Below are 13,009 nucleotides of genomic sequence, written 5' to 3' on the forward strand. Positions count from 1 at the left end.
ATTAATTATTCTAATGCTATTTTATAATAGTAGAAGGATTGATTATACTAACAATTATCATAAAAGATTAATTTTTTTTAAAGTAATTTTGCTTAAAATTAAAAAAATGAATAAAGCTATTTATATCGCAGCAAGTGAAGCCAATTCTGGAAAATCAATGTTAAGTATTGGTTTGATTCAATTGTTGCTTAAAAAAAAGCCTAAAGTTGGATATTTTAGACCAATTATTGATAATACTGTTGAAGGTAAAAGAGACAATCATATAAATACAATACTCAATTATTTTAATTTAAAAAATGATTATGAAGATTGTTACGCTTTTACAAGATCTGATTTAATTCAAAAATTGAATGATGATAAAGAGGATGATGTTCTTAATAAAATTATTCAAAAATATAAAAAATTAGAAACTGAAAATGATTTTGTAATTGTAGAGGGAACAGATTTTTCTGATCATGGTGCAATTATAGAAATGGATTTAAATGTATTGATTGCTAAAAATCTTGGAATACCAGTAATTATTGTTTCTGGTGGTGTTTCAAAAACATTAGAAGATTTTATTCAAAGTTTGCGATTAACATATGATTCGTTTGTGAATAAGGATGTTCAGGTAATTTCAGTAGTAGCGAATAAAATTGAAGAAGAAAATATTGAAACTATTTTAAATGAAGTTGGTAAGAACTTACCTAAATCAGTTTCAATAAATGCGATACCAATTAATAAAAAATTAAATAATCCTACGGTAAAGGAGTTTTTAAATGAAATTAAAGCTGTTGTATTGTTTGGGAAAGAGTTTTTAAATAATACGACTGGAGACATTAAAGTAGGAGCGATGCAATTGTCTCATTTTTTACATCATTTAACGGAAGGAAGTGTTGTGGTTACGCCTGCTGATCGTTCAGATATTTTATTAGGAACTTTACAGGCAAATATTTCAACAAATTACCCTGCTATTTCATGTATTGTTTTAACAGGAGGGATTGAGTTAAATTCATCAATTATTAAATTAATAAATGGACTTGAAAAAATTGTTCCTATTTTATGGGTAAAAGAAGGTACTTTTAAAACGACGACTAGGTTAGGAAATGTGCGATCACATATTTATGCCGAAAATGTTGATAAGATAAAAATGTCAATTAATATTTTTGAAAAGTATGTTGATGTTACGGCTTTAAACGAAAAACTAACAAGTTATAAAGGATCTGATATTCTTACACCAAGAATGTTTCAGTATAATTTATTAAAAAAAGCTAAAGAAGTTAAAAAGCATATTGTATTGCCAGAAGGAAGTGACGATAGAATTTTAATAGCGGCATCACAGCTTCAAAAAACAAATGTTGTAGCATTAACTCTTTTAGGTAAAAGAGTAAATATTGAGGCATCAATAAAAAGGTTAAATATTTCTTTTGATTTTAATAAAACGGCAATAATTAATCCGATAGAATCTGAATATTTTGATGATTTTTCTAAGACCTTATATGAATTAAGAAAACATAAAGGGTTAAGTCCTGCTATGGCAGATGATTTAATGGCTGATGTTTCTTACTTCGGAACAATGATGGTACATAAAGGCCTTGCTGATGGAATGGTTTCAGGTGCTGCACATACCACACAGCATACTATAAAACCAGCGCTACAATTTGTAAAAACCAAACCTGGATTTTCAGTAGTTTCATCTATTTTCTTTATGTGTTTAGAAGATCGTGTTTCTGTTTTCGGCGATTGTGCTATTAATCCAAATCCGACGGCCGAAGAATTAGCTGAAATAGCAATTTCATCAGCAGATTCAAGTATAGCTTTTGGAATAGACCCTAAAATAGCAATGTTATCGTATTCATCAGGAGCTTCAGGAAAAGGTGAAGATGTTGATACAGTTAGAAGAGCAACTGAAATTGTTAAAGAAAAACGACCAGATTTAAAAATAGAAGGACCAATTCAATATGATGCAGCAGTAGATGCATCCGTAGGAAAAAAGAAATTACCAAACTCAGAAGTAGCCGGACAAGCAAATGTGTTAATATTTCCAGATTTAAATACAGGGAACAATACTTATAAAGCTGTACAAAGAGAAACAGGAGCATTGGCGATTGGCCCAATGTTACAGGGTTTAAATAAACCAGTAAACGATTTAAGTAGAGGATGTACGGTTGATGATATTTTTAACACCATAATTTTAACTGCAATTCAAGCACAAGATCTATAAATATGAAAGTATTAGTAATAAATTCGGGAAGTTCATCAATAAAATATCAATTGTTTGAAATGCCTCAGCAAAAAGTTGTTTGTGCTGGATTGATAGAAAGAATTGGTTTAGAAAAAGGAAATGTACATTATAAATCAGCAGACAATGATATTGAAGAAGTCCTTGAAATTAAAAACCATAAAGTAGGTTTAGAAAAAGTAGTTACTTTATTGTTAGATGAAAAAGTAGGTGTTATAAATTCGACAGATGAAATTCAAATCGTAGGACATCGTGTAGTGCATGGAGGTAGCAGCTTTACAAAAACGATCTTAGTTACCGATGAAGTAAAAAAGAAGATTGAAGAATTATTTTCTTTAGCTCCACTTCATAATCCAGCAAATTTAGAAGGCATACAAGTTGCCGAAAGTATTTTTACAAACGCAAAACAAGTAGCAGTTTTTGATACCGCTTTTCATCAATCAATTCCTATTAAAGCATACAAATACGCGATTCCGAATAAATTTTTAACAGAAGATAAAATTCGTTTGTACGGATTTCATGGAACAAGCCATAAATATGTTTCAGAAAAAGCAATTGAATATTTAGGTACAGAAAAATCTAAAATAATTACGGTTCATTTAGGTAATGGTTGTAGTATTACCGCTGTTGAAAATGGAAAAAGTATAGATCATAGTTTAGGTTTTGGTCCTGTTACAGGATTAATTATGGGATCACGTTCGGGAGATATTGATCATTCATTAATTTTTTACCTGATAAATAACTTAGGATATGATGCTGATTATGTAAACACGATGTTGCAAAAAGAAAGCGGAATGTTAGGTTTAACAGGATATAGTGATTTACGTGATATTGAAAGTGAAGCTGAAAAGGGAAATGCAGACTGTCAGTTAGCTTTAGATATGAATGCATACCGAATTAAAAAATACATAGGTTCGTATATTGCTGCAATGAATGGTTTGGATGCGCTTGTTTTTACTGCAGGTATAGGTGAAAATTCTGTTTACATAAGAAAATTAGTTTGTAACGCTATGGAGTTTTTTGGTATTGAATTAGATGAAAGTAAAAATGATATGAGAGCCAAAAAGTTAACAGAAATTCATAAAGAAGCATCGCGTGTAAAAATATTAGTAATTCCTACTAATGAAGAATTAGAAATAGCAAAACAATCATTCGGTTTATTATAATGATGAATTACAAGTATACATATTTAGTTACGATTCAATATTTAGGTTTCCGTTTTCATGGATGGCAAAAACAACCAAATTTAAAAACAGGTCATTTATTTTTAGATAAAACGTTAAAGTTTATTTTTAAAGGTATTCGTTTAAAAAGTTTAGGAGTTGGTAGAACAGATGCTAGAGTTTCGGCAAGCCATTTTGCGTTTCAATTATTTATTGATGAAAAAGTAGATTTTGATGAATTTATGATAGATTTTAACGCAAATGCTCCTGGTGATATGAGAGCTTTAAAGATTGAAAATATTGATAGAGATTTTAATATAATTCAGCACCCGAAGTTAAAAGAATATCGTTATTATTTTTCTTATGGTGAAAAAAATCACCCGTATGCAGCTCCGTTTTTAACTCGTTTCAGAGAGCAATTAGATGTTGATTTGATGAAAGAAGGAGCAATATTATTTGAAGGTTTTCATAATTATAAACGCTATTGTACAAAGCCAACCGAAGAAACTAAGGTTGAAAGAGAAATTCAATTTTGTAGAATTGAAAAAAATACTGAATTGACAGCATCTTTTTTTCCGAAAGAGAGTTTTGTGTTGGTTGTTAGAGGTGAAGGTTTTTTAAGAAATCAGATTCGTTTAATTATGGGAGCACTGCATGATTTAGGTAAAGGAGAGTTTGATTTGAATTTTATCAAACTAAGTTTAGATCCTACTTCTGATATTGAATTTATAAAAAATATTGCTCCAGCTTCTGGTTTACATTTACATAAAATAGATTTTAAAGATTTAGAATAATAAGTACACGTGTTAGCGATTGAAGTTTTGTTTGAGCTCTTTTGTGAAGTATGAACAAAAAGCGAGTACCTTTCGACTTCGCTCAAGATAAACTATAAACGCGACCCTTGTGGTAACGCCCAAAAAAAAGTCCATCAAATTAATGATGGACTTTTAGTTTATAGTGACAAGAAATTAATCTCTTATAACACCTCTTGAAATTACAATTTTTTGAATTTCAGAAGTTCCTTCATAAATTTGAGTAATTTTTGCATCACGCATTAAACGCTCTACATGGTATTCTTTAACAAAACCATTACCACCGTGAATTTGTACAGCTTCAACAGTTTGTTCCATAGCAACTTTAGAAGCGTATAACTTAGCCATAGCTCCAGACATATCAAAACTATTACCTTGATCTTTGTCCCAAGCAGCTTTCATAACTAACATTCTTGCCGCTTCAATTTCAGTATACATATCAGCCAATTTAAAAGCAATTGCTTGATGATTACAAATTTCCGTGCCAAAAGCTTTACGCTCTTTTGAGTATTTTAAAGCTAATTCATAAGCTCCAGATGCAATACCTAATGCTTGTGCAGCAATACCTATACGTCCACCTGATAATGTTTTCATGGCAAATTTAAAACCAAATCCGTCTTCACCAATTCTGTTTTCTTTCGGTACTTTTACATCGTTAAATTGTAAAGTATGCGTATCTGAACCACGAATACCTAATTTATCTTCTTTAGGACCAACGTGAAAACCTTCTGTTCCTTTTTCAACAATAAAAGCGTTGATTCCTCTGTGTTTTTTACTACGGTCGGTTTGTGCAATTACTAAATATACATCAGCACGACCACCATTTGTAATCCAGTTTTTTGTACCGTTAATAAGGTAATGATCTCCTTTATCTTCGGCAGTTGTTGCTTGTGATGTTGCATCTGATCCTGCTTCTGGTTCAGATAAACAAAAAGCACCAATCTGCTCTCCAGTAGCTAATTTTGTTAAATATTTTTGTTTCTGTTCTTCAGTACCATAAGCTTCTAAACCATAACAAACTAATGAATTGTTTACAGAAACCATAACAGAGGCAGAAGCATCAATTTTAGATAATTCTTCCATAATCAATACATAAGAAATCGCATCCATTCCGCTTCCTCCGTATTTAGGATCTACCATAATACCTAAAAAACCAAGTTCTCCCATTTTTCTTACTAATTCATCTGGAAAGGTTTGTGCATTATCTCTTTCAATTACTCCTGGTAATAATTCGGTTTGTGCAAAATCACGCGCTGCATCACGAATCATTAAATGTTCTTCTGTTAAACTAAAATCCATTATATATGATTATTATATTCGTAAAAAATGAGCTCAAAGATATCGTTTTCGTAGCATATTTTCAATAGGCTTTTATTATTTTTACAGACTATGAATAAAGATTTTTATTATATAATAGGATTGATGTCTGGCACTTCATTAGATGGAATAGATTTAGTGTATGTTCAGTTTGATAAAAAAGATTATGAGAGTTTTAAAATACTAACTTCTGAAACTGTTTCTTATACCGATAAATGGAAAGAAAAATTGAAAAGTGCTATTGGTTTTTCTGTGGATGAACTAAAAGATTTAGATATTAAATATGGAGAATTATTAGGTGATGAAATCAATTTATTCATCAAAAAAAATAAAATAACTAAGATTGATTTTATAGCCTCTCACGGACATACAATTTTACATCAACCAGATGATGGAATTACATTGCAAATAGGTAACGGAAAAATACTATCTGAAATTACAAAACAAAAAGTAGTGTGCGATTTTAGAACTCAGGATGTTAAACTAGGTGGACAAGGAGCTCCTTTGGTTCCTATTGGTGATGAATTATTGTTTGCTAATTATGATTTTTGTGTAAACTTAGGTGGTTTTGCAAATGTGTCTTTTAAAGAAAACGAAAAAAGAATTGCTTTTGATATTTGTCCTGTAAACATTGTGTTGAATCATTATGTGCAAAAACTCGGACTTGAATATGATGATAAAGGAAAAATAGCTTCAAAAGGAAAAATAAACAAAAAATTATTAGAAAAACTTAATGAGTTAGATTTTTATGACAAATTTCCCCCAAAATCATTAGGTTTAGAGTGGGTGCAAGCAATTATTTTTCCGATGATTGATTCAATAGAAGAAGATATTCCAACAATTTTAAGAACCTTTATAGAACATGTAGCTATTCAAATTGGGAAAATCATTTTTAAAAACCAATTTGTTTTAATAACAGGTGGTGGTGTTTTTAACTCTTTTTTGATGGAAAGAATAGCGTATTATTCAGAAAGAAAAGTTAAAATTCAGCCTAACGAATTAATCAATTATAAAGAGGCATTAATTTTTGCTTTTTTAGGATTGTTACGTGTTGAAAATCAGGTAAATTGTTTACAAAGTGTAACAGGTGCAAAAAAAGATCATTCGTCGGGAGTTATTTTTAATTAACGGTAATTTTAAATCAAAAAATTTGACGTATTATTTTTTTTATGGTAAGTTTGTGACTGCCTGTTTTTATCAGGGATATAACCACTAAAAAACTTTTAAAAATGAGACAACTTTAACTACTTCTTTGAAGAGCATATTTAAAAAGATTTAAAGATTATAATAAACAAAAGTTGAAAATTTAGTAGAAAGTATTATGAAAGAATTACTTAAAATATACGAAAACAAAGAACCAGAAATTGTTTTTCATTGGAAAGATCAAGAAACAGAAGCCGAAGGTTGGACTGTAATAAACTCTTTAAGAGGTGGTGCTGCTGGAGGTGGAACCAGAATGCGTAAAGGATTAAACAAAAATGAAGTTTTATCTTTAGCAAAAACAATGGAGGTAAAGTTTACTGTTTCTGGACCCGCAATTGGTGGTGCAAAATCGGGAATTAATTTTGATCCTAATGACCCAAGAAAAAGAGGTGTTTTAGAGCGTTGGTATAAAGCGGTAACACCATTGTTAAAACATTATTATGGTACTGGAGGAGATTTAAATGTAGATGCAGATAAAGATGTAATTCCGATTACAGAAAGCTGTGGAGTTTGGCACCCGCAAGAAGGTATTTTTAACGGACACTTTAAACCAACCGAAGCTGATAAGATTAACAGAATTGGGCAATTACGTCAAGGAGTAATTAAAGTGATTGAAGACGAGCAATTTTCGCCAGATTTATCTAAAAAATATACCGTTGCAGATATGTTAACAGGTTACGGAGTTGCCGAAGCTGTAAAACATTATTATAGTATTTACGGAGGTAATGTTGAGGGTAAAAGAGCCATTGTTCAAGGATTTGGTAACGTAGGTTCAGCAGCAGCTTATTATTTAACGCAATTAGGAGCAAAAGTTGTTGGTATTATAGATAGAGAAGGAGGAGTTATAAATGAAAACGGATTTTCTATGGAAGAAATGAAAGCTTTGTTTTTAGCTAAAGATGGTAATAAATTAGTTGCCGATAAAATGATCCCTTTTGATGAAATTAACGCTAAAATTTGGAGTTTACCAGCGGAGATTTTTGTGCCAGCAGCAGCTTCAAGATTGGTTTCTCAAGAACAAGTACAACAAATGATTGATACTGGTTTAGAAGTGATTTCTCCAGGAGCAAACGTTCCTTTTGCAGATAAAGAAATTTTCTTTGGTCCAATTATGGAATATACGGATAAGCATTTAAGTTTATTGCCAGACTTTATTTCTAATTGTGGTATTGCAAGAGTTTTTGCTTACTTAATGGAAGCCAAGGTAGCCTTACCAATGGAAGATAAAGCTATTTTTGATGATACCTCAAACATTATAAAAAAAGCACTACAAAGAACATTTACAAAAAGTGCGTCGAAAACAAAAATTTGTTCAACCGCCTTTGAAATCGCATTAAAAGAATTGATATAAAACTTATAAATTAAATACGATGTTTAAATATTTTTTAGGTAATAGTCCTAAGTGGTTTAAAATGACCATGATTTGTTTTTTGATTTTTAATATAATTTCCTTGTTTGTTTTGGGGAAAACAATAACAGCATGGATTTTTATAGCAGAGTTTATTTTTACACTAGCAATGGCATTAAAGTGCTATCCTCTTCAATCTGGAGGATTGTTAGCAATTGAAGCAATAGCTTTAGGGTTAACGACACCTAAAAATGCATACCATGAAGTAGATCAGAACTTAGAAGTTGTATTGCTTTTAGTATTTATGGTAGCGGGTATTTATTTTATGAAACCTTTGCTGATGTATATTTTTAGTAAAGTATTTACTAAAATAAAATCAAAAGTAATTTTATCACTATTATTTGTTTTTTTATCAGCTGTTTTATCGGCTTTTTTAGATGCTCTTACTGTAACAGCTGTTTTAATTAGTGTAGCGGTAGGTTTTTATGGAGTTTATCATAAAATTCATTCAAGCTCTGCAGATTATGATGGGGATGGAGTTTTAGATAGAAAAGAATTAAGTGGAGAAACACTAGAAGAATTTAGAAGCTTTTTAAGAAGTTTAATAATGCACGGTGTTGTAGGTACAGCCTTAGGTGGTGTATGTACTTTAGTTGGAGAGCCACAAAACCTTTTGATAGGAGAAAGAGTAGGATGGGATTTTATTCAATTTTTTCTAAAAATGGCTCCAATAACTATTCCTGTTTTGTTTGCAGGTTTGTTAACTACAGTTGTGTTAGAAACAACAGGTTGGTTTGGTTTTGGAGCTAAGTTACCAAAGGTGGCTGCTAAAATTATTGAAAACTATACAATTGAAGAGGACGAAAAACGAACAGATAAAGAAAAATATGGTTTAATAATTCAAGGTGTATCAGCAATATTATTAATCGCAGGTTTGGCACTGCATATAGCACCAGTAGGGTTTATTGGGTTAGCTTTGATTATTGTGCAAACTGCTTTTATGGGAATAATAGACGAGCATCAATTAGGCCATGCATTTGAAGAAGCATTACCGTTTACAGGTTTGTTAGTTGTGTTTTTTGTAATAGTAGCAATGATTCATGATCAACACTTATTTAGCCCTATTATACAGTGGGCTTTAGCACAAGATCCAGCTTCGCAACCAGGACTTTTTTATGTTGCAAATGGGTTTTTATCAGCAATAAGCGATAATGTTTTTGTAGCAACAGTATATATTGGAGAAGTTGAAAGTGCATTTAAAAGTGGGATAATTGATAGAGAGCATTTTGAAAAATTAGCAATTGCAATTAATACAGGTACCAATTTGCCAAGTGTAGCTACGCCAAACGGGCAAGCAGCATTTTTATTTTTATTAACATCATCATTAGCACCATTAATTAATCTTTCTTACGGAAAAATGGTTAAAATGGCATTACCTTATACAATCGTATTGGGTGGTTTAGGATATGTAATGGTAAAACTATTATTATCTTAAACTATAATATAAAGTAGTTTTAAAAAAATCCTGAATTGAATGATTCAGGATTTTTTTAAACAATTAATAAAAGAATAGTCCGTTAATAGTTAAAACTTAAAAGTAATTTAATGTTATTATTTATTCAAGAAAATTTAGAAGAAACAATATCCGAAGAAAAAACATTATCTATCATTCAATTAATTAAAGATGGAGGTTTAGGAGGACAAATGATTATCGGGTTATTATTTGTTTTGTTAGCTGTAGCCTTGTATATTTATTTTGAACGTTTTTTTGCAATTAAAGAAGCATCAAAAGTAGATAAGAACTTCATGAATCAAATTAGAGATCATGTTATAGGCGGAAAAATAGAAAGCGCAAAAGCATTATGCGAAAACACAAATACACCTACGGCAAGATTAATTGGTAAAGGGATTTCTAGAATAGGAAAACCTTTAGATGATATTAACAAAGCTATTGAGAATGCAGGGAAATTAGAGGTGTATCAATTAGAAAGAAATGTATCTGTCGTTGCAACAATAGCAGGAGCTGCTCCTATGATTGGTTTTTTAGGTACGGTAATCGGTATGATTGTTGCTATTCATGAAATTGCAAATTCAGGAGGGCAAATAGATATAAAACTATTATCTGACGGATTGTATACTGCAATGACCACTACAGTTGCAGGTTTAATAGTAGGTATTGTTGCTTATATAGCTTATAATCATCTAGTAGTGCGTACCGATAAAGTGGTGTATCAAATGGAAGCGAAATCGGTTGAGTTTTTAGATTTATTAAATGAGCCAGTATAAACGTTTAGTAGCTTTTAATTTTTTTGAGGAAATATTATGAATTTAAAAGGAAGAAATAAAGTTGATCCAAGCTTTAACATGTCGTCAATGACCGATATTGTTTTTTTATTGTTGATCTTTTTTATGTTAACATCAACATTAGTTACCGTAAGTGCCATTGATGTTTTATTGCCAAAAGCAGGAGGTAAAACAGAAAATAGTAAGGCGATTGCAGTTACTGTGACAGAGGATGCTTCTTTTTATATTGATAAAACAAAAGTCAATACAAACAATCTAGAAGCGGAAATACTTGCAAAAGTAGGGGTAGATAAAAAGAAAACAATAGTTATTAGAGGGGATCAAAATGCACCTTATAAAAACGTAATGAAGATTATTGATATTGCCAATAAAAATAAATTAAAAATGATTTTAGCCGTAAAGGGTAAATAAGAATGCAAGTTTTAGAAACCACACATAAACGAAAATCAGCTGTTATTACAGCCTTTATCCTATTACTTTTATTGTTTGGGGTATTTAATTTCGGAATGCAATATTTAGATCCGCCAATTGAATATGGAATCGTAGTTAATTTTGGAAATTCAGATATAGGTAGTGGAGAACCTGTTGAAGAAACTAAATTTGATACTAGCATAGCGGAAGAAGTAAAAGAAGAAGTTACCAAAGAAGAAGTTGTTGAAGCAGATAAAGAAGAAATTAAAGAGGATATAATTACTGATAATTCTAATAAAGATATTTCAGTGGTAAAAAAATCATCAGAAGCAAAAAAAGTGGTAAAAGAGGTTGTAAAAAAAGAAAAAGTTCAAGAAAATCCTAAACCATCTAAACAAGTAGCCGATGCATTTAATAGTTTGTTAAATGGAACCTCAGATAAGGGAACAACTCAAGGAGAGGGGGATGATAAAAAACAAGGGACAAAAGGAACTAAAAAAGGTGATCCTGATTCTAATAAATATTACGGAAATTCAGGAAGCGGTTCTGACGGAAATTATAATTTAGCAGGAAGAAAAGCATTGTCTAAACCAATAAAAAAACCAGATTGTCAAGAAGAGGGAATTGTAGTGGTGAGTATTGAGGTTAATCAAAAAGGAGAAGTAACCAAAGCACAAACAGGAGGTATAAAAGGAAGTACTAGTTCTGCGCCATGTTTAGAAAAAGCAGCAAAAGAAGCCGCGATGAAAACAAAGTGGAATTCAACGACTAATGCTCCAAAAAAACAAAGAGGAACTATTATCTACAAGTTTTTACTCTCAAAATAATTAAACATTTTAAAATGTCATCTCGATAAAATTCGAGAATTTATAAACCATAAGTTATGACATATCAAGAAACCTTAGATTGGATGTTTGCGCAATTGCCAATGTATCAAAGTCAAGGTAAAACAGCATTTAAAAAAGATTTATCTAATATAAATGCCTTAACTAATACTTTAGGCAACCCAGAATTGCAGTTTAAAACCATTCATGTAGGCGGAACTAACGGAAAAGGTTCTACTAGCCATATGATTGCAGCTATTTTACAAGAGGCAGGTTATAAAGTTGGCTTATATACATCACCACATCTTAAAAATTTTACCGAGCGTATTCGAATAAATGGAGTAGAAGTAACGCAGGAAAGTGTTGTCGAATTTATTTTTGAAAATAAGCAGTTTTTAGAAGCCCAAAAAGTATCATTTTTTGAAATGACAGTAGGAATGGCGTTTGATTATTTTGCAAAACAAAAAGTAGATATAGCAGTTATTGAAGTAGGTTTAGGAGGAAGATTAGACTCTACCAACATTATCACTCCAGAAGTTTCGGTAATAACAAACATCGGATTAGATCATACACAGTTTTTAGGAGAAACATTGCCCGAGATAGCTTTTGAAAAAGCAGGAATTATCAAAAATAAAGTACCAGTCGTTATTGGAGAAAAACAACAAGAAACAACACCTGTTTTTAAAGATAAAGCGACCGCTTGTAAAACTAAAATTGTATTTGCCTCAGACGAAGATTTTACGGGTAAAACAGATTTGTTGGGAGATTATCAGTCTAAAAATGTTAAGACAGCAGTAAAAGCTATTCAACAATTACAAGGGTTTAATGTATCAGAAGAACATATAAAAAACGGTTTATTAAATGTAGTTAAAAACACAAATTTAAAAGGACGTTGGCAAGTTTTACAAGATGAACCTAAAATAATTTGTGATACAGCGCATAATAAAGAAGGATTACATTATACTTTAAAACAACTTAAAAATGAAAAGTATAAAAAGTTACATATTGTTTTAGGAGTGGTTTCTGATAAGAACTTGGAGGATATTTTACCTATGTTTCCAGTAAAAGCGATTTATTATTTTTGCAAGCCAGATATTCCACGAGGATTATCAGAAAAAATATTAAAAAATCAAGCAGCAATGTTTAATTTAAACGGTGAGTGTTTTGGTTCTGTAAATCAGGCTTTTGAAGAAGTGAAATTAAAAGCAAGTAGAGATGATGTAGTATATATAGGTGGTAGTACATTTGTTGTTGCAGAAATTTTATAAATTTATAATAAAATAATGTTGTTTTTTTCTAAAACAATACTATATTTGCACCCGCAATTGAGGGCAATTAGCTCAGTTGGTTCAGAGCACCTCGTTTACACCGAGGGGGTCGGGGGTTCGAATCCCTCATTGCCCACA

11 protein-coding genes and 1 tRNA gene are annotated in these 13,009 nt (G+C 31.0%); 11 read left to right on the forward strand and 1 reads right to left on the reverse strand.

What is annotated here, in order from left to right:
* The first annotated feature begins 106 nt into the window (after positions 1–106).
* From pta to Q4586_RS13505, 3 genes are read left to right on the forward strand one after another with little or no spacing between them, the layout of a single operon-like run.
* Positions 107–2,203: a phosphate acetyltransferase gene (gene pta, locus Q4586_RS13495; protein WP_068704782.1), complete on the forward strand. Its 2,097-nt coding sequence runs from the start codon at positions 107–109 to the stop codon at positions 2,201–2,203.
* A gap of 2 nt (positions 2,204–2,205) precedes the next feature.
* The gene (locus tag Q4586_RS13500; protein WP_068704780.1) at positions 2,206–3,387 is read left to right on the forward strand and encodes an acetate/propionate family kinase; all 1,182 of its coding nucleotides are present in this window, start codon (positions 2,206–2,208) and stop codon (positions 3,385–3,387) included.
* Positions 3,387–4,178: a tRNA pseudouridine synthase A gene (locus Q4586_RS13505; protein ID WP_068704777.1), complete on the forward strand. Its 792-nt coding sequence runs from the start codon at positions 3,387–3,389 to the stop codon at positions 4,176–4,178. Before Q4586_RS13500 ends, Q4586_RS13505 begins: the two co-directional genes overlap by 1 nt.
* Positions 4,179–4,352: 174 nt before the next feature.
* On the opposite strand, the gene Q4586_RS13510 is transcribed toward Q4586_RS13505, so the two are convergent.
* Complete coding sequence (locus Q4586_RS13510) at positions 4,353–5,495, reverse strand: acyl-CoA dehydrogenase (protein WP_068704775.1); 1,143 nt, start codon at positions 5,493–5,495, stop codon at positions 4,353–4,355.
* 90 nt (positions 5,496–5,585) lie between these two features.
* Here Q4586_RS13510 and Q4586_RS13515 point away from each other — a divergent pair, with 90 nt between their 5' ends.
* The 8 genes from Q4586_RS13515 to Q4586_RS13550 all read left to right on the forward strand — a co-directional run bounded on the left by Q4586_RS13515 (position 5,586) and on the right by Q4586_RS13550 (position 13,007).
* Positions 5,586–6,641: an anhydro-N-acetylmuramic acid kinase gene (locus Q4586_RS13515; RefSeq protein ID WP_068704773.1), complete on the forward strand. Its 1,056-nt coding sequence runs from the start codon at positions 5,586–5,588 to the stop codon at positions 6,639–6,641.
* Between the two features lie 193 nt (positions 6,642–6,834).
* Positions 6,835–8,067 carry a Glu/Leu/Phe/Val dehydrogenase dimerization domain-containing protein gene (locus tag Q4586_RS13520; RefSeq protein WP_068704771.1) on the forward strand — a complete coding sequence of 411 codons (1,233 nt, stop codon included), beginning with the start codon at positions 6,835–6,837 and terminating at the stop codon, positions 8,065–8,067.
* Positions 8,068–8,086: 19 nt separating this feature from the next.
* Positions 8,087–9,559: a sodium/proton antiporter NhaB gene (gene nhaB, locus Q4586_RS13525; RefSeq protein ID WP_303529850.1), complete on the forward strand. Its 1,473-nt coding sequence runs from the start codon at positions 8,087–8,089 to the stop codon at positions 9,557–9,559.
* 110 nt (positions 9,560–9,669) lie between these two features.
* Entirely contained in the window at positions 9,670–10,350 is a 681-nt protein-coding gene (locus tag Q4586_RS13530; RefSeq protein ID WP_068704767.1) for a MotA/TolQ/ExbB proton channel family protein, read from the forward strand.
* 36 nt (positions 10,351–10,386) lie between these two features.
* Positions 10,387–10,779 (forward strand): ExbD/TolR family protein, encoded by a 393-nt coding sequence (locus tag Q4586_RS13535; RefSeq protein ID WP_068704765.1) that lies wholly within the window; start codon positions 10,387–10,389, stop codon positions 10,777–10,779.
* A gap of 2 nt (positions 10,780–10,781) precedes the next feature.
* Positions 10,782–11,606 (forward strand): energy transducer TonB, encoded by an 825-nt coding sequence (locus Q4586_RS13540; RefSeq protein WP_303529855.1) that lies wholly within the window; start codon positions 10,782–10,784, stop codon positions 11,604–11,606.
* 56 nt (positions 11,607–11,662) lie between these two features.
* Complete coding sequence (locus Q4586_RS13545; protein ID WP_068704761.1) at positions 11,663–12,871, forward strand: bifunctional folylpolyglutamate synthase/dihydrofolate synthase; 1,209 nt, start codon at positions 11,663–11,665, stop codon at positions 12,869–12,871.
* A gap of 61 nt (positions 12,872–12,932) precedes the next feature.
* A tRNA-Val gene (locus Q4586_RS13550) sits at positions 12,933–13,007 on the forward strand.
* The last annotated feature ends 2 nt before the right edge of the window (positions 13,008–13,009 follow it).

The sequence above is a fragment of the Tenacibaculum soleae genome (assembly GCF_030549005.1).
Classification (GTDB): domain Bacteria; phylum Bacteroidota; class Bacteroidia; order Flavobacteriales; family Flavobacteriaceae; genus Polaribacter; species Polaribacter soleae.